Origin of the sequence: Streptomyces sp. NPDC057702, assembly GCF_042799315.1 — a bacterium.
Classification (GTDB): Bacteria; Actinomycetota; Actinomycetes; order Streptomycetales; family Streptomycetaceae; genus Streptomyces.
In genome coordinates, this window is the sequence record NZ_JBHVJC010000022.1 from 68,978 (window position 1) to 92,244 (window position 23,267).

The window sequence follows — 23,267 nt, forward strand, 5'->3', positions numbered from 1 at the left end:
CCCGCCCGGACCTGACCCACCTGGTCCGCTCCGCCCGCGCCTGGCCCGCCCGGCCCGGTCCACCCCGCCTGGTCCGACTCGCCCGCCGCACCGCGCCCCACCGCAGCCCCGCCCCTCTCGCGCAGGTCCGCCCCAGCCGTCCCGCCGAGGCCCCCCGCCGCCCCGTCGGGACGCGCCTCCCGTCTCCCGCCGGCCGCCCGACACGGACCCCGCGCCCCGTTCCGTCCGCGCGAACGGCCCCCCCTCGCGCGCCCCACCGGGCCCTGCCGTCACGGCCCACCCCGCCGCCCCGGCGTACTCGCGCGCCCCGCCCGTCGCATACGACCGAGCCGCGTCGCGCTCCCGTGCGCCGTGGTCACCACCCTTACGCACAGCGGGAGTTCGGACCCTCGCGCGCCACCGGCCGGGCCGGCTAGCCTTTTCCGACAGCTGGGGAGCGGGGGGCGTGATGAGCGAGGGCATCACTCGGGTGGAGCTACCGGACGGCACACCGGTCTGGGTGCGCGTCACCGGCGTGGAGGAGCTCACGGGGGGCGTACGCGGCGGGTACGCGGACACCGGCATCGCCGATCGCGTGCTGGCCCGGATGGAGAGCCTGGACGCGTTGGTCACCGGCGTCGCGCGCTCGCTGGCCGACGCGCTGCGCGAGGCGCGACCCGACGAGGTCAGCGTGACGTTCGGCATCGAGCTCACCGGCCGGGCGGGCGCGGTCGTCGGGCTGCTCGCGGGCGGCGAGGCCAAGGGGGCGATCAGCGTCACCCTCACCTGGCAGGGCGGGCCACCGGCCGACCTCGGGTCGGCCGGGTGAGGGGGGTGGACACCGGGGGCGCACACGACGCCGACGTGGACCCCTTCGAGACCCTGGCACCCCTCATCGCCGCGGCCACCGTGCGCATCCACGCGCCGGGCCCCGGGTATGCCCCGGACGGGCCCGCTCCGCGGCCCTGGGGCAGCGGCTTCTTCATCGCCCCGAACTGGGTGCTCACCTGCGCCCACGTGGCGATGCGCCAGAGGGGAGGCGGGCGCGAGGTGGGGCTGACCTTCGGCGGGCGCACCGTGCCCGGCGTCGTCGAGTGGGCACAGCCGGAGGAGAACCCGGCGGGCGGCCTGTGGCCCGCGCCCGACCTGGCCCTGATCCGCATGCTGGAGCCGGCGCCGCACGGCTGCGTCTGGCTCTCCGAGCGCACCGCCAAGGTCTTCACCCGCAAGGAGGTCGCGTTCTTCGGCTGCACCGAGGAGGACGGTCAGATCGAGGACATCAGCGGGCGCTGCACCATCCGGGGCGAGCTCGGCACCGACGGCCGGCTCAAGCTCGGCAACGAGGACGAGATCCCCGAGGGCTGCTCCGGCGGCCCGCTGGTGGACCTGGACCGGGGCGAGGTCATCGGCGTCCTCAAGGCCCGGCGCGGCAACGGCCGGGACGGTGGCCTGGCGATCTCCGTCGTCCAGCTCCGCCGCCTGCCCACCCCGCCCGGACCGGTGCGCGGCGAGCGGCACGACCTGTACCAGCGCGTACTGCACGCGCACGACCGCTACCACGCGGACCAGCACCGCAACGACCACGTGGACCGCGCCACCTGGACCGACGGGCTGAGCGAGCTACGGGCCACCGCGAGCCGCGCGCTCACCCCCGGTCAGCGTGTCGAACTCCTGGGCCTGCTGGCCGAGTTGCCGCCCCCGGTCAGCGCCCGCAGCCTGGACGAGCTGGTGACCGGCCTGCGCGGACAGCCCTACGAGGGCCGGCTGCCCGCCCCGCGCGGCTGGCGCGACGGCATCGGCCTGCTGTACGACCTGCGCCAGGGCCGCAGCGAACTGGAGGCCGTCCTGCGCTACGCGGTGCACGTGGCCACCGCCGACCGGCCCTACCCCGCCGCGCCCGAGGCCGAGCGCGCGCTGTGGGACTGGGCCGCGCGGGCCGCCGCCGACGCCGAGTTGCCGCGCGCCTTTCGCACCGCCCTCAGCGGCGAGCGGGCCGCGCGGCTGCGGCTGCGCCGGGAGACCGTCTCCGAGGACGCGGCCCCCTCGCGCCCGGCCGCGGCCGCGGGCCGGCCGCCCGCGCACGGCCGGCCACCGGCCCCGGAGGCCGGCGCGCGCTCGCACACCCTCCTGGAGATCACCCCGCGCGGCTGGGAGCGCGGCAGCTACGACTGGCGGGTGTGTGTCGCCCGCCCCTCGGGCGAACTCGTCTCGGTGGACGAGGACTACGGCGTCCGGGGCCTGGACGAGCCCCCCGAGCGGCTGCGGGCCGCGCTGGCCGAGTCCTTCCGGCGCGGCGACGAGCCGGGCAGCCCGGTGACCTTGCAAGTGGCCCTGCCGTACGCGCTGTTGGGCTTTCCCGTGGACCAGTGGCGGGTGCCACCCCAGGAGGGCCCGCTGGGGCGGGCGCGCCCCGTCGTCGTGCGCCGCGCGGACCGCGCGCCGGCCGACCCGCACGGACCGGGCGCGCTGGCCGGCGCGTACGACGGGGATGCGGCGGGCGAGGTCGGCGAGGTGAGCACGCCGCGCCAGTCCCGGTGGAAGCGGGCCCACGTGGGTCCCATGCGCCCCTTCGTGCTCGACTGCGACGACGGGCGGCCCGAGTCGGTGCCCGCCGTCGCCGACCTGCTCGCCTGGGACAGCTTCCTTCTCCCGGTGCTGTGCCGCGCAGCCGACCCCGGCGCCGACCCGGGCGCGCTGCGCCAGGTGATGGACGGCGGGCACGACGTCGTGTTGTGGCGGCGCGAGCCGGTGGGTCGGGACGGGGTCTGCGCGGACTTCCACCGGGGCGCGATCGGCACGGTGTCCGGCGCGGGCCAGGCCGACCGGCTGCCGGCCGCGCTCTGGCGGCTGCGCGCCGACCTGGAGGACGGCGTTCCGGAGGCGTACTGGGCGGCGGGCATCACCCTGCTCTACGACGATCCCACCCGCCCGCTGCCCGGTGCCGACCAACCGCTGGAGGCGCCGTGAGGGCCGTACCCGCCCCGCCTTGCGCCGTCTGTGCCCCGCTCGACGCGATTCGGCGCTACCGTCGAGTCGAGGTCGGCGCTCCCGCCATCGACAACCGCGCGACGAGGAGCAAGCTGTGACTGTGCCCGACGGCAACCCGGACCCCGGCCCCGACGTCACCGGACCTGATGTCACCGACCCCGCCGAGCCGCCGCGCGGCGGTGGCCGTGGCGCGGCGAGCGAGTGGTTGATCTACCGGGGCACCGGGGAGCCGCATCCCGGCATCTCCGCCCTGCCCAAGCCGCCGCCCTGGCGCGACTTCGACGGCGCGCCGCTGGTCGAGCCGGGCCCCGAGACCGACAGCGCCTCCACCCGCCGGCTCGGCGCCTACCGCCACATGGCCGCGCTGCACCGGCCCAGCGGCGAGGAACTCGAAATCATCAACGCCGCGCTCTACCTGCGCCGCCCCCTCCTGGTCACCGGCAGCCCCGGCACCGGCAAGTCCACCCTCGCCCACGCCGTCGCCTACGAACTGGGCCTGGGCCGCGTCCTGCGCTGGCCCATCGTCAGCCGCAGCACCCTGGTGGACGACGGCCTCTACCGCTACGACGCCATCGCCCGCCTCCAGGACACCCAGATCGCCGCCAGCGGCCGGGCCGCCGGCGCCGGCCCGGTCCACGTACCCGGCGGCATCGGCAGCTACATCCGGCTCGGCCCGCTCGGCACCGCCCTGCTGCCCACCGCCGGGCCCCGCGTGCTGCTCGTGGACGAGCTGGACAAGAGCGACATCGACCTGCCCAACGACCTGCTGAACGTGTTGGAGGAGGGCGAGTTCGAGATCCCCGAACTCCAGCGCCTGGCCGAGCGCGAGCCCGAGGTGGACGTGCTCACCGACGACGGCGCCAAGGTCACCATCCGGGACGGCCGGGTGCGCTGCCGGGCCTTCCCCTTCGTCGTCCTCACCAGCAACGGCGAACGCGACTTCCCGGCCCCGCTGCTGCGCCGCTGCATCCACCTCGAACTCGGCCAGCCCGACCACGAGCGCCTGGCCACCGTCGTCCGCGCCCACCTCGGCGAGGAGCTGGCCCGCGTCGGCGACGACCTCGTGCTGCGCTTCCTGGAGCGCTCCCGCAGCGAACTCCTGGCCACCGACCAGCTCCTGAACGCCATCTACCTCACGCACCACGCCGCCCCGCCCACGCGCAACCGGCTCGCCGACATGCTCATCCAACGCCTCGACCGGCCCAGGTGATGCCATGCAGGACTCAGCCCCGCGGCCCGACCACGCCGCCGCCAGCCCGCTCGCGCACCTCGTCGAAGTGCTGCGTGGCGCCGGCCTGGACCCGGCGCACGGCGAGCTGGCCGACGCGCTGTGGCTCGCCCGCTACGCGCGGCCCGACCCCGGGCGCGACGCCGCCACCACCCCGCCCGCCGCCGACCCGCGTGCCGCGCCACCGACGGCCACCGGCGCGGGACACGGCCCAACCGGCGCCCCACGCCCGGGGCCCCCACCCTCCGGCGCGGAGCCCGGCCCCGACCCCGCGACGCCCGGCGAGCCCGGCCACCCCGAGGCCGGCCGCGCCGCGCCGCGCCCCAGTCGCATCCCGCTCTACCCCGGCACGACGCCCCCGCGTGCCGGTCCCACGGCGGGCGGCGCGGGCCCCGCGTCCGGTGGCGTCCCCATCGGCGTCCCCGAAGCCGCGGCGCTGCCGCGCCCCCTGGAGCTCCAACGCGCCCTGCGGCCCCTCCAGCGCTACCGCGCCGCCGCGCCCCCGCTGCGCCGCGCCCTGGACGAGGGGGCGACGGCCGACCACAGCGCCCGCGCCGGGGGACTGGTCCTCCCCGTCTTCCGCCCCGTCTCGCGCGGCGACGCCTCGCTGCACCTCCTCATGGACGCCTCGTCGTCGATGTACGTCTGGCAGCGCATGCTCCGCGAACTCCAGCAGGTCTTCGGCCAGTTGGGCGCCTTCCGGGACGTGACGGTGCAGTACCTGCACGAGGGGCCGGACGGCAGCCCCGCCGTCAGCCGCCGCTTCGAGCCCGGCGCGGCCACCCTGCGCTCGGCCGACCAGCTCACCGACCCGACCGGCCGCCACGTCACCGTCCTGGTCAGCGACTGCGCGGGCCCGCTGTGGCGCGGTGGCGCGGCCCACCGGCTGACGTACCGGCTGCTGCGGCACGCCCCGGTGGCCGTCCTGCAACCGCTGCCGCAGCGGCTGTGGGCCCGCACCCGGCTGCCCGCCTCCTTCGGCGCGCTCGTCCGTGGCCAGGGCCCGACGTCCTCGGCGCCGCTGCACTTCGTCGCCGACGCCGGCGACGGGTACGGTCCCGGTGGCCGCGACGACCAGCGCCGCACGGGCGCCGCGCCGGTGCCCGTACTGCCCCCGGTGCCGGCCGCGCTCGGCGCCTGGGCCCGACTGCTGACCGGCACCGGGGCGGGCCCCGTGGAGGCCGCCGTCGGGTGGGTCAGGGCCGACCAGCCGGCCGCCGCGCCGGCCAGGCCGCGCGGGCCGCAGTCGCCGGCGCAACTGGTCAGCCGGTTCCGCGCCACCGCCTCGCCCGGCGCCGGCCAGCTCGCCGTCTACCTGGCCGCCGCCCCGCTCTTCCTGCCCGTCATGCAACTCGTCCAGCGCACGATGCTGCCCGACTCCGGCCCCGCCGAACTGGCCGAGGTGCTCCTTGGCGGACTGCTGCGGCGCGGCGGGCGGGTGAGCGGGGACGACGGCCGCTGGTACGAGTTCGCCGACGGGGTCCACGAGGAGCTGCTCGCCTCGCTGGGCCGGGACGAGGCGCTGCTGGTGCTCAAACACTGCTCGGAGTACGTCGAGCAGCGATTCGGCAAGGGCGGGCCCAACTTCCCCGCCCTGGCCATCGCCCAACTCTCGCTCACCGACGGGGCGTCCGGCGCCGCGTCGGTGGCCGGCCGGGACACGGGCCGCGCCGCGCCGGCCCGACCGGCCCAGCCCTTCGCCGAGGTCGCCGCGCGCGTCCTGGAGCGCTTCATGCCGGACACCCCGGCCCAGGGCGTCTCGCTCGCCCGCGAGGAGGCCCCCCGCTCGCTCGCGGTGCGCCGGGCCGCGCTGCTCATCGAGCGCTTCGAGGCCGACGGCATGGTGCGGAGCCTGCTGGACGCCGTCCAGCTGTTACGCCGCGCGGCGGCCCAACAGCGCGCCCTGGCCCAGGGGATCGACCCCGAGCTGTGGAGCGACCTGGCCCAGGACCTGCTGCGGCTGTGGCGGCTGCGCGGCGGCGCCGACCTGTTGCGCGAGGCGCGGGACGCCGCGCAGACCGCCGCCTCCTACCCGGGCTCGGTCCGCGCCCGCACGGTGCTGGCCCGCGTGCTGCACGCCGCCGCCGGCGACCGCCGGGCGGCCGGCGACCCGCGCGCGGCCCTGGACCTGCTGCGCCGCGCGGACCGCGAGTTCACCGCGGTCTGCGCCACCGTCGGCCTGGCCCCGGACGAGGCCCTGGCCGTCACCCTGGACCGGGTGCGCGTCCTGGAGGAGCAGTGGCAACTGGGCGGCGACAGCGGCCTGCTGGAGGAGAGCGTCGGCATGCTGGAGGCGTCCGCCGACGCGTGGCCGGTCAGCCTGCCGCAGCCCAGCGGCCTCGCCCTGGCGCGCGGCCGGGCGTTGCTGCGGCTGGCCGAGTCGGCACCCGACCACGACCGCGCCCGCACCTACGCCCGGCAGGCCGCCATCTCGCTGGAGCGCGGGCGCGTCGGACTGGCGGCCGAGGCCGCCCCGGCCGAGGTGCGCACGCGGGCCGCGCTGGAGGTGGTGGACGCGCTGCTGTTGGTCGCCCGGGACGGGCTGGAGCGGGCCGCCGCGATCGTGGCCGACGCCCTGGCCCTGGCCCCGGACCGGGCCCTGCGCGCGCAGGCGTTGGCCCGCGAGGCGCGCCTGTGCGTACGGCGGTACGAGGCGGCCGGCGAGGGACACGGCGACGTCGCCGAACTGGACGCGGCGGCCGACCGGTTCGCCCACGCCAGCCGGCTGCTCACCCGCGACCGGACCGGCTACAGCGACCTGATCGCCGAGTGGGGCGCGGTGCTCATCGAGCGCGCCGAGCGGCCCGGCGGCGACCGCTACGTCTTCGAGGCGGTACGCGTCCTGCGGGACTGCCGCATGGAGACCCCGGCCGGTGACCCCCGGCTGCCGGAGCGGCTGCTGATGCTCGGCCGCGCCCTGGCCATCCGCTACCGGGAGGCCGAGGACCTGGTGGACCTGCGCGAGGCGGAGTACCTGTTCGGGCTCGCCGCGCACGGGGCCCGCGACCCGCTGCTCCGCGCCCGCTGCTGGCTCCAGCTGGGCGAGGCCCACCGCAGCACCTACCGGCACACCCGCCGCGCCGAGCGGCTGGACCAGGCGGCCGACGCGTACCGACGCGCGGCGGAGGCGGCCGGCCCGGGCCCGGCCGGAGGGGACGCGAGGGACCGGGACCCGTCGCGCGCCGTGGGGGCCCCGGCCGCGCACGAGGCGGCCCGCCTGGCGGCCACCGCACACCACTGGCGCGGCGTCGTCTACGAGACCGGCGAGCGCCCCCGGGCGGCCCGCACCGCCTACGAGGCGGCCCTGACCCACTGGCGCCTGCTTCCGGACGGCGGGGGCCCACTGGGCCGGCGCTCGGCAGAACGCCTGGCCGACCTCGCCCACGGCCGCTGACACACCTCGCCGTGGGCGCACGGACCACCACCCGTCGGGAAGGGCCCGGCGGGCCGCACGCGGGGAGGACGAGGCACGTCATGAGCTGGGACAGCACCGTGAACGAGAACACCCCCGAACACGGGGAACCCCCGGAGCGCGCGGACGCCACGCCAGGCGGCGCGGCGGGCGCGCCGGGTGGTGCGATGGCCACCACCGTCGATCCGACGGCCCCGCTGCCCGACGTCCTGGGCCTGGACCTCGCGGCCCTGCGCACGCTGGAACACCCCGTCCTGGAAGAGGTGCTCGGCGACTTACGCGGCCGGGTGGCCCAACCACGCGAAATGCTCTGGGCGTTCAACAGCGCCTGCTGACCGCGAGCTGCCCACCGCGGGCCCTCGCCAGGCGGGCAGGTGGCGCGGGGAGCACCGGGTGCGGGCCTGCGACCCGGGCACGCGGGGTGCCTGGATGCGCTTGCGGCCCGGGAGTGCCGAGTGGCGCGGGGTGCCGCCAGCGGCCCGGGGCGTCGGGGTGCTCGGGGTGCTCGGGGTGTGAGCCTGGGGCCAGGGCGTGCCGGGCGCGGGGGCTTTCGGGGGCGGCCCGTGGCCGGGGAATGTCGGGTGACGTGGGGCTTTGGGTGCGGCCTGGGGAGCGGGAGCGCTGTGTGGCGTGAGGCTCGGGGCGTGGTCCTTCGGCCTGGGAGTGCCGGGCGCGGAGGCCTGGGTGCGCCGGGTGGCGGGGACCTTTGGCCCGGGAGTGCCCAACGCGCACGCGGGGGCGCGGCGTTCGTTCGGTGCGGGCCGGGAGATGGCGCGGAGCGCCGTGCGGCGCGGGTCGGGGGCGATGGGGGGTGGCGTCCGGTACGGAGGCCAGGACGTGAGGGGGCGGCGCTCGGCAGGGCTGCGTGTTCGGTGCGGGGCCAGGACACGCGGGGCGCGGTGTTCGGCGTGGTCCAGGGGGCTCGGGGCGCGGTGTGTCGTGCTGACCGGGCGCCGCCGACGTGCGGCGCGCGTTCGGGAAGGGGAGGGCGGGACTCGGGCGCACCACGGCGGGAACCGGAGTCCACCCGTCGGCCGGACACGCTCCGTACCTCCGGGGCGTGCCCCGGCGTACGCCCCTGACCAGGCGTGTTCGGCGTGGGGCGGGTGGGGTGACGCGCACTGGCCGCCCGCTCACATGCTTTCGGTCCCGCCCCGTGGGGTAGTGGACAGGGTGGCACTGACGGGCCCCGCCGCGCGGGCGCCGCGCGGCCCACGGCGCCGGTCTCGGCGCGACGTCGGTCCGCCGCCGGCGCGGAGTCGCGGACGCGCGAGCCCGGCCCGGCGCGCGGGGAGTACGCCGGCCCGAAGTGTCGCCGAACGTGAGGTGTGGCGGAGGCGCGGGGGCGCCACCGGAGACGGCGAGGGGGGATGAGGAGCAGTGCAGGCAGCGGCGGGGGAGCGGTGGCCCCATCGGACCTCAACCACCTCCACTCACCCACCAGAGCCCCCCACCCCACGCCCACCCGACTCTCCCGACAGCCCCACCCCCCGCGCGGGCAGCCCACTCCCACCCCACTCCTCCACGGCCAACTCCTTGACGCCCAGCGCGACTACGCCCGCCTCGCCCAACCGTACGCCAGGCCCACCCGCCACCCCCGCGCCGCGTACGGCGAGCACCCCCACGCCGCTCACGGCGAACTCGCCCGCGCCCAGCGAGCCGCCGCCCCATCCACCCGCCCGCGCCTGGGACCCACCCGTTACTCCCGCACCGAGCGCCTCCGGCACCTCCGCGCCGCGCACAGCCGGTCCGCGCAGGCCCAGCTCACCCGCGCCCGGCTCACCTGCCCACACGCCGAACCCGTCGAGCATCTCCGCGCCGCCTGCCTCCGCCACACCCACGCCGCGTACGGCGAACACGCCTACGCCCGCCTTGCCTCCGCGTAACTCGACCGCCAGCCCGTGGGACTCGCCCGCCACCCCCGCGCCGCGTACCTCCGCCACCCCCGCGCCGCGTACGGCCGACTCGCCCTCGCCCAGCACGCCCGCGTTCCGTGCGCCCGCCCGCGCGCCGGGCCCGCCCGGCACTCCCGCGCCACGTGCCCCCGCCACCCCCGCGCCGTGCCTCCCGGCCGCAGGCGTGCCGGCCGTAACCGCCGCGCCCGCGCGGTCGCTCCCCCTGCTCGACGGTGGTCGGTCGGCCGGGTGTGGGGCGGGTCTCGCCGGTGGGGAGTCGGGGGAGTGCCGGACGGGGCACTCCGGGGGCCGGGCGGGCGGGGCCGCCGTGGGGGCCGACGCGGGGTGGCGCGCGGGCGGTCACCCCGTTCCCGTGGTGCCGCCGCGGGTTCCCTTCCGGCAGTTCATCCTGAAGGTCAACGGGCGGTGCAACCTCAACTGCCGCTACTGCTACCTCTACGCGGGCCCCGACAGCGGCTGGCGGCAGCGGCCGGCCGGGGCGAGCGAGGTGGTGCGCGCACGGGCGGCCCGGCGTATCGGCGAGCACGTGCGCGCGCACGGGCTGCGGGAGATCTCCCTCGTCCTGCACGGCGGCGAGCCGCTGCTCGCCGGGGTCGGTGAACTGGTCGCCACCGTCCGGCAGGTGCGCGCCGAGACGCCCGCCACCTGCGCCGTGCACGCCGTCATCCAGACCAACGGCACCCTGCTCACGGACGCCGCGCTGACCGCCCTGACCGCGGCCGACGTCCGCGTCGGGGTCAGCCTGGACGGCGGTCTGGAGCGACACAACCGGGCCCGGGTCGACCACGCGGGTCGGCCCTCCTGGGCCGCCGCCACCCGGGGCCTGCGCCTGCTGGCGGCGCGCCACCCGCGCGCGTACGCGGGCGTGCTGTGCGTCGTGGACGTGGCCGCCGACCCGGCCGAGGTGTACGAGTCGCTGCTGGCCTTCGACCCGCCGATGGTCGACTTCCTGCTGCCGCACGGCAACTGGAGCGCGCCCCCGCCCGGCCTGCCCGCCACCCCGCCGGCGGGTCAGCCCGAGCCGACGCCCCGGCCCGCCCCGTACGGCCGGTGGCTGGGCGCCGTCTTCGACCGCTGGTGGGCGGCGGACCGGCGGCGGGTGCGGGTGCGGCTGTTCGAGGAGTGTCTGGCGCTGCTCCTCGGGCTGCCGGCGGCGACCGAGTCCCTGGGCCTCCAGCCGTTCACGGCGGCGGTGGTGGAGACCGACGGGGCCATCGAGCAGAGCGACGCGCTGAAGTCCGCGTACGAGGGCGCCGCCGCCACCGGTCTCGACGTCTTCCGGCACTCCTTCGACGACGCGCTGGCCCACCCCGGTGTCGCCGCCCGCCAGGCCGGCGCCGACGCGCTGGCCGCCGCGTGCCGTCGCTGCCCCGTGGTGCGGGTCTGCGGCGGCGGCCACTACGCCCACCGCTACCGTGCCGGCGCCGGCTTCGGACACCCCTCCGTGTACTGCGCCGACCTCCGCCACCTCGTCGAGCACGTCGCGGGCCGACTCACCGAGGCGGCGAGCGCGTGAACGACCCGGTCCCCGCGTGGATGCTCCGCGAACTCGGCCGGGCCGAGGGCGGCCGGCGCACCCTGGGCGCGCTCCTCGACGGCCAACACACCCGCCGGCTCCTGGTGCTGCGTCTCCTGCTGGACGCGGTGCGCCAGGCGCCGCCCACCGTGCTCGCTCCCGCCGCCGCCGAACTGGCCCGCGAGCACTGGGCGCTCCTTGAGGACGTCGACCGCGCGACCCCCGAGGCCGCCCGCGCCGCCCTGTACTACCCGCTGGCCGGGCCCTGGGCCGAGCGCTGCGTACGCGCCCTGACCGGGCCGTCGCGGACCCCGCCGCCCGCGTCGCCCGCCGACGCCGGTCGGCCCGCCGGTCCCACCGACCCGGTGTCCGCGTCGGCCCTCGCCGACGACCTCGCCCATCTCGGCGGGTTCGCTGTCGTCGCCGCCGCCCGGGGCGCCCACCCCTTCCGCACCCGGCTGGCCGTGCGGGAGGGCCAGGTCTCGCTGCCCGCGCTCGGCGCCCTGCGCCTGCGCCCGCCCGCGCCCGCCCCGCCACCGCCGCCGGGCGGCCCGCGACCGCCGGCCGCCCGCCCCGGCGCGCGGGCCCGCCCCGGTCCGTACGCCACCGCCGGGGCCACCGTGTGGGTCGAGGGCGCGGGCGGGGTGCTGACCGTGTCCGGGCCGGGCATCGCGCCGGTGGTGCTGCGCCCCGACGGGCGCGGCGGGTGGGGCTCGCCGGACCCGCGCTGGCGGCCGGCGCACGCGCTGGCGGACGGCCCGGTCCGGGTGGTCCTGGACGACGGCGACCCCTACCGTGCGGTCGACAACGACCTGCGGCGCCACGGCCTGTTCGCCTTCGGCACGCTCACCTCCGGCCAGCGCGACCACTGGCGCGCCACCTGGCGCGCGGCGCTGCCGATGCTGGCGCTGGCCGGGCAGTGCCCCCTGGTCGAGTCCGGCCTCCTCGGCTGCGTGGTGCCGATGACCCGCCCGCCCGGGGTGACCGGGCGGGCCGAGGGCGCGGCGCACTCCAGCGGCACCCGCCGCGAGGCGTTCGGCGCGGTGCTGGCCAGCGCTCCCAGCGGGCCCGCCACGCTCGCGGCGACCCTCGTGCACGAACTCCACCACGCCAAGCTCTCCGCCGTCAGCGACCTCACCCCGCTGCACACCGCGGGCCCGCCGCGCCGCTACTGGGCCCCCTGGCGCCCGGACGCCCGCCCCTTCGACGGCCTGCTCCAGGGCGCGTACGCCCATCTGGCGCTGGCCGACTACTGGCAGCGGGTGGCCCTCGCCCCGGTCGACGCGGAACTGCGCGACCTGGCCTGGGCCGAACACGCCCGCTGTCGCGAACAGGTGGGCGCGATACTGCCCACCCTCACCGGCTCGCGCCAACTCACCTTCGCTGGCAGGGTGTTGCTGACCGAGCTGGCCGCGCTGCACGCCAGGATGAAGGCCGACCCGCCCCCGGCGAGGTACCTGGCGCGGGCCACGGCCTACGTGGAAACAGCCCGTCTCACCTGGCGGAGGCAGCACACACGATGAACTGCCCACGGGTGAAACGCAGGTGTATGTTCCCCCACACAGTGAGTGACGGGCCGTCGAGCGACCCGTCCGCCGTACGCATCGCATGGAGCAACACGAGGGAGACGGTCGGATGGCCGTAGTGCGCAAGTCCCCCGCCGCCGTCGAGCGGCAGCCCGTCACCATCAGCTTCGCCGGCTTCAACCGCGCGTGGGCGGCGTGGATCGGTGACCGGCTCGAACGCCACGGCCACCGGGTGTCCTTCCAGCGCTGGGACCCACCGGTCGAGACGCCACTCGAAGCCGCGCTGCGCGACCTGCTGCTCGCCGAGGGCCGTGTCCTGCTCCTGCTGAGCGACTGGTACTTCCAACTCGGCCCACGCACCCACGACCAGTGGAACCAGGCGCTGCGCGCCGTCGTCGCGCCCAACGTCGACCGGTTCGCGGCCGTCACCGTCACCGACTCCGCGATGCCCACCGCCACCGCCGCCCTCAACGTCACCGAACTCGGCGCGGCCGGGCCCCGCGAGGCCGAACGCCGACTCCTGGCCCGCATCGGCACGCCCTACAGCGCGGCCCCCGCCACCGCGGCCGAGCCCACGGGCCCTCGCTTCCCTCGTGACCAGCCGCGCGTGTGGGGCGGCGTGCCACGCCGCAACATCCGCTTCACCGGTCGCGAGGGCGCGCTCCACGCGATCTACCGCCAGCTCAACGACGCCGAGGCGGGCGCCGCGGTGGTCACCCTGCTCGGCATGTCCGGCGTCGGCAAGACCCAGACCGCCGCCGAGTACGTGTACCGCTTCGGATCCGACTACGACATGGTCTGGTGGGTCCCCGCCGACCAGCGCGGCACGCTGCGTCAACGGCTGGCCGAACTCGCCCCGAACCTCGGCCTCACCGCCGGCCCCGAGTACGGCGAGCGGCTGCGCGCCGTCCACGACGCGCTGCGCCGTGGCGACCCCTACGCCCGGTGGCTGCTGGTCCTGGACGGCGCCGACGACCCCGAGACCGTCGCCGACCTGCTGCCCAGCGGCCCCGGCCACGTGCTGATCACCTCGCAGAACCGCGACTGGGACGAGCACAACACCTCCCTGGTCGAGGTCCCGGTCTACGAGCGGGAGGAGAGCGTGGCCTTCGTCCGCCGCCGCGCCCGCCGTATCACCGCGCACGAGGCGGACCTGCTCGCCGAGGCGCTGGGCGACCTGCCGCTGGCCCTCGACCAGACCGCCGGCTCCCTCAACGACTCCACCATGCCGGTCGAGGAGTACATCGAGCTGCTGCGCAGCGGCGCCGACATCGAGGTCGGCCTCAAGGTCGCAGCCGACTTCCCGATGACGTACTACACCGCCTTCTCGATACTGCTCAACCGGCTGCGGGAGTCCGTGCCCGAGGCCGTCGACCTGCTGCGGCTGTGCTCCTTCTTCGCCCCCGGACCGGTGCCGCTGGGGCTGCTGCGCGAACTGCCGGCACGCGACCTGCCCGAGCAGCTACGCGGCCTGATGGACGACCCGCTGCGCTGGACGACCTCGATCAGCAAGCTCGTGCAGTACTCGGTGGTGCGCACCGAGAACCCCGAGGAGGGCACCGACGAACCCACCGCCGGCGCCGAGGTGCTGCACCTGCACCGCATGGTCCACCAGACGGTGCGCGCCGGCATGCCCGAGGAGGACCGCGCCGAGTACTCCCGGGTCGCCCGCCGCGCGCTGGCCAACTTCGACCCGGGCCGCCCCACCGACACCCGCCTGTGGCCCCGGTACGCGGAGATCGTCCCGCACCTGGAGGCGTCCGGCTCGCTGGCCAGCACCCACAACGCCGTACAGCGGCTGGTCCTGAACTGCCTGCGCTACCTGTTCCTCAGCGGCGAGTACCGCACCGGGCTCCAGATCGCCGACCGCGTCACCCCGCTCTGGCACGAACTGCTCGGCACCACCCACGCGCGCGTCTGGGACCTCGCCTACCACCACGTCAACCTGCTGCGCTCGGTGGGCCGGTACGCCGAGGCCGAGCGCCTGGACCGGGCCGCCGCCGACCACCTGCGCGCCGAACGCGGCCCGCAGGACCTGGACCTGCTGCGCGCCACCACCGGGCTCGCCGCCGACCTGCGCGCCCTGGCCCGCTACGACGAGGCGCTCCACCTGCAACAGACGGTGCTGGCCGACTACACCGCCCTGGTCGGCGAGCAGGACTCGCGCACCCTCGGCGCGCTCAACAACCTCGCCGTCTCCTACCGGGTCCTCGGCCGGTACGCGGAGGCCCTGGACGTGGACCGGCGTGCCCTGGAGGCCCGTCGCGAGCACCTGCGCCCGCGCCACAACTGGACCCTGTTCTCCGAGATCAACTACGCCTGGGACCTGCGCCTGCTCGGCCGCTACGAGGAGGCCATCTCCGTCCAGGAGCCGAGCGTGAGCGTCCACCGGGACGTCATGGGGCGCGACAACCCGCAGACGCTGCGCGCCGAGCACAACCTGGCGATGTGCCTGTACCGGCAGGGGGGCCGCACCCGTGGCATCACCCTGCTCGGCGACGTACTGGAGCGCGCCGAGCGAGTACTGGGCGAGAACGACCCGCTCACGCTCATGGCCGCCTCCAGCTTCGGCTGCATGCAGCGCGAGCACGGCGACCTCGACCTGGCCCGCACGCTGGGGGAGCGGGTGCTCGACCGCTTCCGCGCGATGCTCGGCCACCGCCATCCGTACGCCGTGGGCAGCTCCGTCAACCACGCGCTGGTGCTGCGCGCCGCCGGGGAGCGCCAGCAGTCGGCGATGCTGGTCGAGGAGGCGCTGATCGCCATGACCGACGCGGTCGGCGAGCGGCACCCCTGGACGCTGGGCGTCGCCCTGAACGCCAGCGCCACCCGCAACCTGGCGGGCGACCCGGAGGGCGCCGCCGAACTGAGCCGCAGGGCCGGCGTGTTGGCCGCCGAGGCGCTCGGCACGCGGCACCCGCTGGCGCTGTCCTGCCAGGTGGCGCTGGCCGCGGACCTGCGCGCGCTGCGCGACCGGCAGCAGGCCGAGAAGGTGGAGGAGCAGGCCCTGAGCGTCCTGTCCGACACCCTCGGTTCCCAGCACGTGCACACCATCTCGGCCCGCTCCCGGGCCAGGCCGTTCTGGGACTTCGAGAACCACGCGTACTAGGCACGCGGGCGCGGGCGCGGGGCCGGCCCCGCGCCACAGGGCCGTCCGGTCGCCGTGACGGGAGCCACCGGGACGCCGGGACGGCGGGCGGCGGGCGTGCGGGCTCGCGCTGCGCGCCGGGGCCGTGGGGCGCGCCGGGGCCGCGTGACGCCTCGGGCCGCTCCGCCGTGGGGCCCGCGCGGATCGCCGGATGGGGTGACCAGATCGTTCCGCTGCCGGCCCTGATCGAGCCTGCCGCCCGGCCCGGCGCGCTGACCACGATGGGGGCATGAAGCGAGCACTCGTCGTCATCGATGTCCAGGAGTCCTTCCGTACCCTTCCCTCGTGGGAGGAGATCGGCGACCCGCGGATCGCGGAGCCGGTCAACCGCCTGGTCCAGCTCGCCCGGTCGGCCGGCGACCTCGTGGTGTGGGTCCTGCACAGTCAGCCGGGCGACGGCGGCCCGTTCGACCCCGCCTCCGGGCACGTCCGGCTGCTGGCCGAGCTGGAGCGGCCGGCGGCCGACGAACCCGTCCTGCACAAGACGGCGCACAACGCCTTCACCACCACCAACCTCCAGCACCTCCTGACGCGCGCGGGCGTGCGCGAGGTGTGGTTGTGCGGCCTGCGCACCGAGCAGTGCGTCGAGACCACCACCCGCCTGGCCAGCGACCTCGGATACCAGGCCGTCCTGGTCACCGACGCCACGACCACCAGCCCGCTGGGCGGGCTCGACGTCCGGGAGCTCACCGAGCGCACCGAGGTGGCCCTGCGCGACCGGTTCGCCCGCATCGCCACGGTGGCGGAGCTGGCCGCCGAGCGGGAATCATCACCCGTGTGAGCCATGTCGTCTTCGTCCTGCTGCCCGAGGTCCATCTCCTCGACGTCGCCGGGCCGGCCCAGGTCTTCGGCACGGCGAGGGGCTGTGGGCAGCCCTACGAGCTCAGCTACGTGGCCGAACACCCCTTCGTGCCCAGCGCCCAGGGACTGCCGCTGACCGCCCAGACCCGGTGGCCCGACCTGGGCCCCGACGACCTGGTGGTGGTCCCCGGCTGGCAGGCGACCACGCTGCGCGCGGGGCCCGGCCTCGGCGAGGTGACGCTGGAGCGCATCCGCGCCCACCACCGGGCGGGCGGCACCGTCGCCAGCGTCTGCGCGGGCGCCGAGGCGCTCGGCCGCTCCGGGCTGCTCGACGGCCGCCGCTGCACCACCCACCACGCGCACCAGGACGAGCTGGCCGCCCGCTACCCACGAGCCACCGTCGTCCGCGACGTCCTGTTCACCTCCCACGAGCGGGTGGTGACCTCGGCGGGCATCGCCAGCGGCATCGACCTCGCGCTGCACCTGCTGGCCACGCGGCACGGCCCGGCACTGGCCGCCCGCGTCGCGCGCGGCATGGTCGTCTACGCCCGCCGCAACGGCCACGAGCCGCAGGCCAGCGCCATGCTGCGGCACCGCTCACACCTGGACGACACCGTGCACCGTGTCCAGGACCTCATCGACACCCGCTTCGCGGAGCCGCTGACGCTGACCCACCTGGCCGACCACGCCGGCGTCAGCCCCCGCACCCTCACCCGGCTCTTCGGCCGGGCTACCGACGGCCTGACTCCGCTGCGCTACCAGCAGACGCTGCGCCTGGAGCGCGCCGTCCACCTGATCAGCCACGGCGCGACGGTGGAGGCCGCGGCGCGCGAGGTGGGCTTCGAGGACGCCCGCATGCTCCGCCGACTACGCGCCCGCACCCCCTGACTCGCACCCCCTGGCCCCGCACCCCGCGCCCCTCCCGCCCACCGAGCCCCACCCAGGCCCCCGGCCAGGGCCCAGGCCCACGGCCCTGCTCGTACCCGCGGGCCCCCGCCGTCTCCCCGCCGCTCGCGTACGTCCCGCCGTCGCGTACGCCCGGTGCCCGCGCCCCCGCGCACGCCGAGGGCCCGGCTCCCCGTCCGTGAACGGGGAGCCGGGCCCTCGGCCTTGACTCGTCTCACACGTGCCCCGCCGCGCCGCTGACGCGGGCGAGGCCGGTGACGCGCGCGAACGGTGACCGCCCTCGCGGGGGCCCGGTCGCCCGGCGTCACTAGATGTCGAACACCTCGTTGACCAGCGCCTGCTGCTCGGCCTGGTGGCGCTTGTTGGAGCCGACGGCCGGGGACGAGGAGTGCGGCCGGGAGACCCGACGCAGCCGCTCGGCCGGCGGCAGGTCGGCGCCGACGCCCAGGTCCAGGTGGTCGATCAGGTTCAGCGCGATGAACGGCCAGGCGCCCTGGTTGCCGGGCTCCTCCTGGGCCCAGACGTACTGCCGCACGCCCGGGTACTTGGCCATCTCCGCCTGGAGCTCCTTGCCGGGCAGCGGGTACAGCCGCTCGATACGGACCAGCGCCGTGTCGTTCGCGCCCCGCTTGTCCCGCTCGGCGACCAGGTCGTAGTAGACCTTGCCGGAGCAGAAGACGACCTTGGTGACGTTCGCCGCGTTGGCCTCGGCCACCGGGTCGCCGATCACCGGGCGGAAGCCGCCGGTGGTGAACTCCGCCGTCTTGGACGCCGCGGCCTTCAGTCGCAGCAGCATCTTCGGGGTGAAGATGATCAGCGGCTTGTGGTGCGGGTTGTGCACCTGCCAGCGCAGCAGGTGGAAGTAGTTCGACGGCAGTGTCGGCATGGCGACGGTCATGTTGTTCTGCGCGCACAGTTGCAGGAAGCGCTCGGGGCGGGCCGAGGAGTGGTCCGGGCCCTGACCCTCGTAACCGTGCGGCAGCAGCAGCGTGACGCCGGAGGTCTGGCCCCACTTCTGCTCGGAGGAGGAGATGAACTCGTCCACGACGGTCTGCGCGCCGTTGACGAAGTCACCGAACTGCGCCTCCCACATGACCAGCGACTCCGGCCGGGCCAGCGAGTAGCCGTACTCGAAGCCCATCGCCGCGTACTCGCTCAGCAGCGAGTCGTAGACGTTGTACCGGGCCTGCTCGTCCGACAGGTACAGCAGCGGCGTGTAGTCCTCGCCGGTCTCCCGGTCCACGAGCACCGCGTGCCGCTGGCCGAACGTGCCGCGCCGCGAGTCCTGGCCGGCCAGCCGCACCGGCGTGCCCTCCATCAGCAGCGAGCCGATGGCCAGGGTCTCGCCCATGCCCCAGTCGATCGTGTCGTCGTCGATCATCGCCATCCGGCGCTGGAGCTGCGGCAGCAGTCGCGGGTGGACCGTGACCCGGTCGGGAACGTTGACCTGGGACTCGGCGATCCGCTTGACGACCTCCTGGGAGATCGCGGTCTCCACGCTCACCGGGAACTCGGCCTGCGGCTGCGGCACCTCGGCCGGCGCGGGGGCCGACGTGGCGTCCCGCACCTCGGTGAAGACCTTCTCCAGCTGACCCTGGAAGTCCTGCAGCGCCTGCTCGGCCTCCTCCAGCGTGATGTCGCCCCGGCCGATCAGCGACTCGGTGTACAGCTTGCGCACCGAGCGCTTCTTGTCGATCAGGTCGTACATCAGCGGCTGCGTGAAACCGGGGTTGTCGGTCTCGTTGTGGCCGCGCCGGCGGTAGCAGATGAGGTCGATGACCACGTCCTTGTTGAACGCCTGGCGGAACTCGAAGGCCAGCCGCGCGACGCGGACCACGGCCTCCGGGTCGTCACCGTTCACGTGGAAGATCGGCGCCTCGATCATGCGCGCCACGTCGGTGGCGTACATCGAGGACCGGGACGCGGCCGGGGCGGCGGTGAAGCCGACCTGGTTGTTGATGACGATGTGCACGGTGCCGCCGGTGCGGTAGCCGCGCAGCTGCGACATGTTCAGCGTCTCGGCGACGACGCCCTGGCCCGCGAAGGCCGCGTCGCCGTGCAGCGCCACCGGCAGCACGGTGAAGTCCGTACCGCCCTTGCCGATGATGTCCTGCTTGGCGCGCGCGACACCCTCGACGATCGGGTCCACCGCCTCCAGGTGGGAGGGGTTGGCGGCCAGCGAGACCTGGATCTGCTCGCCGTCCAGGCCCGTGAAGGTGCCCTCGGCGCCCAGGTGGTACTTCACGTCGCCGGAGCCGTGCATCGACTTCGGGTCGAGGTTGCCCTCGAACTCACGGAAGATCTGCGCGTACGACTTGCCGACGATGTTGGCCAGCACGTTCAGCCGGCCACGGTGGGCCATGCCGATGACGACCTCGTCCAGTCGCGACTCGGCGGCCGAGTCGATCACGGCGTCGAGCAGCGGGATGACCGATTCGCCGCCCTCCAGCGAGAACCGCTTCTGGCCGACGTACTTGGTCTGCAGGAACGTCTCGAACGCCTCGGCCGCGTTCAGCCGGCGCAGGATGCGCAGCTGCTCCTCGCGCTCCGGCTTGGAGTGCGGACGCTCCACCCGGTCCTGGATCCACTTGCGCTGCTTCGGGTCCTGGATGTGCATGAACTCGATGCCGGTGGTGCGGCAGTACGAGTCGCGCAGCACGCCCAGGATGTCGCGCAGCTTCATCATCGACTTGCCGGAGAAGCCACCGACGGCGAACTCGCGCTCCAGGTCCCACAGCGTGAGCCCGTGCTCGGTGATGTCCAGGTCGGGGTGCTTGCGCTGGCGGTACTCCAGCGGGTCGGTGTCGGCCATGACGTGGCCACGGACCCGGTAGGAGTGGATCAGCTCGAAGACGCGGGCGGCCTTGGTGACATCGTCGTCGTGCGAGGCGTCGATGTCCCGCAGCCAACGGATCGGCTCGTAGGGGATGCGCAGCGACTTGAAGATCTCGTCGAAGAACTCGTTCTCGCCCAGCAGCAACTGGTTCATCACGCGCAGGAACTCGCCGGAGGCGGCGCCCTGGATCACGCGGTGGTCGTAGGTGCTGGTCAGCGTCATGACCTTGGCGACACCGAGCCGGTTCAGGGTGTCCTGCGAGGTGCCCTGGAACTCGGCCGGGTAGTCCATCGCGCCGACACCGATGATCAGACCCTGGCCGGGCATCAGTCGCGGCACCGAGTGCACGGTGCCGATGCCGCCCGGGTTGGTCAGCGACGCGGTGACCCCGGTGAAGTCGTCCATCGTCAGCTTGTTGTCCCGGGCCCGGCGAACGATGTCCTCGTACGCCTGCCAGAACTCGAAGAAGTTGAGCGTCTCGGCCTTCTTGATCGCCGCGACGACGAGCTGCCGGTCACCGTTGGGCTTGACCAGGTCGATGGCGAGGCCGAGGTTGATGTGCTCCGGCTTGACCAGGGTCGGCTTGCCGTCCTTCTCCGTGAAGGAGTAGTTCATCGACGGCATGGCCTTCAGCGCCTGCACCATGGCGAAGCCGATCAGGTGCGTGAAGGACACCTTGCCGCCGCGCGCGCGCTTGAGGTGGTTGTTGATGACGATGCGGTTGTCGAACAGCAGCTTCACCGCCACCGCGCGCACGGACGTGGCCGTCGGCAGCTCCAGCGAGGCGTTCATGTTCTTGGCCACGGCGGCCGACGGGCCGCGCAACGTCACCAGCTCGGGCCCGGCGCTCGGCGCCTCCTGCTTCGCGGCGGGCTTGGGGGCCGGCCGGTCGGCGGGGGTGGCCTTGACCGGTGCGGCCTTGGCAGGCGCGGCGGCCTTGGCGGGGGCGTCCTTGGGGGGCGCGGCCTTGGCGGGCGCGGGGCTGGCCGGCGCGGCAGCGGGCGCCGGAGCGCTCGCCGCGGGTCGCGCGGGCGCCTGTGCGGCGCTCGCGGACGGCGCGGGCGTGGCCGGGGCGGAAGCGTTCGATGCGGCCCCGGCCTCCGGGCCCGGCGGAGCGGCTACTCCCCCCGCCGCTGCCGGGGCCGACGCCCCGTCCTTGCCCGGCTTGTAGTCGGCGAAGAAGTCCCACCAGGCTCGGTCGACCGAGTTCGGGTCCTGGAGGTACTGCTGGTAGATCTCGTCGACGAGCCACTCGTTGGGGCCGAACTCGGCGGGCGGGGTCTTCCCCTGCCCGTCGGGGTCGGTCGAGATGCTCGAAGTGTTGGGGGACTGTGGCGACACGGCGGCAACCGCCCTCTTCCGCTTCCTAAGGTGGTGGACAGCGGAAATAAAGGCTACGCCTGTTGGGACGTTTGGTGCAGGCCGCACGGGCCAGGCGTCACGTACATCACATTGATCGACGGGTTTCAGGGCATGACGTGGCGGGAAACACACGGGGTTCTCCGCGTGCCGCCCGTATCAGGCAAGGCCGCAGCGCGCCCACACTCTGTCGAATGCGTGCTTCCGTCACCGACCATACGTCAACGTGCCTCCCGCACGTTGCCTGGAAGAGTGACCTGAATACGACACCCCCGAGGGGATTCGGCCACCCCGATCCGGCCGCCGTGGAGATCCACCGCCCACCGCGCGATGGCCAGGCCGAGCCCGGTGCCCCCGTCGCTGCCGGGGCCCTTGTGATCGGGCCCGCCCCGGTTGAACTGCTCGAAGACCCGGTGCCGCTCCGCCTCCGGAATGCCCGGCCCCTCGTCCAGCACCTCAAGGACCAGACTCTGCGGCCCCTCCCCGTGCCGCGCCCGCACCGTCACCCGGCCACGGCGCGGACTGTGCTTGACCGCGTTGTCGATCAGGTTGGCCACCACCTGGTGCAGCCGCTCCGCGTCGGCGGTGGCGGTCAGGTCGGGCGGCGAGACGTCCAGGTGCAGGTGCACGTCCCCGCGCGCGTGCACCCCGGACCCCGATGCCCCGCCCGCCCCGCTGGCCATGTTCGCCTCCTTGAGGATGCCCGCCAGATACGGCCACACCTCGAAGGAACGCGCGTGCAGCGGCACCACGCCGTTGTCCAAGCGGGACAGGTCGAGCAACTGCTCCACCAGCCGACCGAGCCGCTGCGTCTGCTTGAGCGCCGTACGCATCGTCTCCGGATCGGCCTCGGACACCCCGTCCACCACGTTCTCCAGCACCGCACGCAGCGCCGTGATCGGCGTACGCAGCTCGTGCGACACGTTGGCGACCAGCTCCTTACGGTGCGTGTCCACCGCCTCCAGGTCGGCGGCCATACGGTTGAACGACGCCGCGAGGGCACCGAACTCGTCCCGCCGCCCCGCCGCCCGCACCCGCCGCGTGTAGTTCCCCTGCGCCATCGCCTGGGTGACCTCGGTCATCTCGTACAGCGGGGCGGTCAACCCGTGCGCCACGAACTGTGTGACCAGCAGCGACGCGATGATCGAGAAGATCGTGATGATCCGCAGCTCGGTCTCCGAACGCACCGCCACGAACACCAGCAGCGTGGTGATGATCACCGAGACGATCACCAGGGCACCCAACGCGGCCTTCACCGACCGGTACGGGTCCAGCGGGCGCAGCGCCTCCCACAACCACCTCAGCGCCGCTCCGGCCCGCGCGCGCGCCCCCGCTCGCAGGGGTCGCATCCCCCAGCCGCCCTCCCGGGCCGCCCGCTCCTCTGCCCGCCGCTCCCGCTTCCCGGTACGCCACCCTCGCTCCTCCACCCGACGCGGCAGCTCCCTGACCCGCCGTATGGTGGACAGCTCACTCACTCGCCGCGCGTACCCGCCGCCCCACCGGGGCCTGGCCGCCCTCACGCGCCCCCCACCCCACACGCGGCCCGACGGCCGACGACCCGTACGACACGCGCGGTCAGCACCCCGCGCGGGGCGCGCGGACCGCGCGGACCCAACCTCTGACCCGGTGCCCGGTGAGGGCCACCGACCCAC

Annotated in this window: 12 protein-coding genes and 1 pseudogene; 10 read left to right on the plus strand and 3 right to left on the minus strand. The window is 75.5% G+C overall.

The features are described 5' to 3' along the window. Positions 1–448: 448 nt before the first annotated feature. The 5 genes and pseudogenes from ACFVFR_RS18485 to fxsA form a co-directional block, all read left to right on the plus strand. A pseudogene (locus ACFVFR_RS18485) lies at positions 449–790 on the plus strand (CU044_2847 family protein); the annotation flags it as partial. 53 nt (positions 791–843) lie between these two features. Then, a complete protein-coding gene (locus ACFVFR_RS18490; protein ID WP_383702783.1) occupies positions 844–2,946 on the plus strand; it encodes a trypsin-like peptidase domain-containing protein in 2,103 nt (700 codons plus the stop codon). A 226-nt stretch (positions 2,947–3,172) separates the two neighbouring features. Beyond that, positions 3,173–4,177 (plus strand): AAA family ATPase, encoded by a 1,005-nt coding sequence (locus ACFVFR_RS18495; protein ID WP_383702902.1) that lies wholly within the window; start codon positions 3,173–3,175, stop codon positions 4,175–4,177. Positions 4,178–4,181: 4 nt separating this feature from the next. Then, a complete protein-coding gene (locus ACFVFR_RS18500) occupies positions 4,182–7,589 on the plus strand; it encodes an SAV_2336 N-terminal domain-related protein (RefSeq protein ID WP_383702785.1) in 3,408 nt (1,135 codons plus the stop codon). An 80-nt stretch (positions 7,590–7,669) separates the two neighbouring features. Continuing rightward, positions 7,670–7,942 carry an FxSxx-COOH cyclophane-containing RiPP peptide gene (gene fxsA, locus ACFVFR_RS18505; protein WP_383702787.1) on the plus strand — a complete coding sequence of 91 codons (273 nt, stop codon included), beginning with the start codon at positions 7,670–7,672 and terminating at the stop codon, positions 7,940–7,942. A gap of 1,098 nt (positions 7,943–9,040) precedes the next feature. Here the strand turns inward: fxsA and ACFVFR_RS18510 are convergent. Further along, positions 9,041–9,589: a hypothetical protein gene (locus ACFVFR_RS18510; protein ID WP_383702789.1), complete on the minus strand. Its 549-nt coding sequence runs from the start codon at positions 9,587–9,589 to the stop codon at positions 9,041–9,043. A 286-nt stretch (positions 9,590–9,875) separates the two neighbouring features. Between ACFVFR_RS18510 and ACFVFR_RS18515 the strand changes: the two genes are divergently transcribed. The 5 genes from ACFVFR_RS18515 to ACFVFR_RS18535 all read left to right on the plus strand — a co-directional run bounded on the left by ACFVFR_RS18515 (position 9,876) and on the right by ACFVFR_RS18535 (position 17,402). Next, positions 9,876–11,039: an FxsB family cyclophane-forming radical SAM/SPASM peptide maturase gene (locus tag ACFVFR_RS18515; RefSeq protein WP_383702791.1), complete on the plus strand. Its 1,164-nt coding sequence runs from the start codon at positions 9,876–9,878 to the stop codon at positions 11,037–11,039. Further along, a complete protein-coding gene (locus ACFVFR_RS18520) occupies positions 11,036–12,562 on the plus strand; it encodes an aKG-HExxH-type peptide beta-hydroxylase (RefSeq protein ID WP_383702793.1) in 1,527 nt (508 codons plus the stop codon). Before ACFVFR_RS18515 ends, ACFVFR_RS18520 begins: the two co-directional genes overlap by 4 nt. 112 nt (positions 12,563–12,674) lie before the next feature. Further along, on the plus strand, positions 12,675–15,674 hold the full coding sequence (gene fxsT, locus ACFVFR_RS18525) for an FxSxx-COOH system tetratricopeptide repeat protein (protein WP_383702795.1): 3,000 nt from the start codon (positions 12,675–12,677) through the stop codon (positions 15,672–15,674). A 268-nt stretch (positions 15,675–15,942) separates the two neighbouring features. Then, positions 15,943–16,494 carry a cysteine hydrolase family protein gene (locus ACFVFR_RS18530; RefSeq protein ID WP_383702797.1) on the plus strand — a complete coding sequence of 184 codons (552 nt, stop codon included), beginning with the start codon at positions 15,943–15,945 and terminating at the stop codon, positions 16,492–16,494. After that, positions 16,491–17,402: a GlxA family transcriptional regulator gene (locus ACFVFR_RS18535; RefSeq protein WP_383702799.1), complete on the plus strand. Its 912-nt coding sequence runs from the start codon at positions 16,491–16,493 to the stop codon at positions 17,400–17,402. The genes ACFVFR_RS18530 and ACFVFR_RS18535 overlap by 4 nt, the downstream gene beginning before the upstream one ends. 325 nt (positions 17,403–17,727) lie before the next feature. Here ACFVFR_RS18535 and ACFVFR_RS18540 read toward each other — a convergent pair whose 3' ends face one another. Further along, positions 17,728–21,597: a multifunctional oxoglutarate decarboxylase/oxoglutarate dehydrogenase thiamine pyrophosphate-binding subunit/dihydrolipoyllysine-residue succinyltransferase subunit gene (locus ACFVFR_RS18540; protein WP_383702801.1), complete on the minus strand. Its 3,870-nt coding sequence runs from the start codon at positions 21,595–21,597 to the stop codon at positions 17,728–17,730. 239 nt (positions 21,598–21,836) lie between these two features. After that, positions 21,837–22,964, minus strand: a complete 1,128-nt coding sequence (locus ACFVFR_RS18545; RefSeq protein WP_383702803.1) for an ATP-binding protein — start codon at positions 22,962–22,964, stop codon at positions 21,837–21,839. Positions 22,965–23,267: the final 303 nt, after the last annotated feature.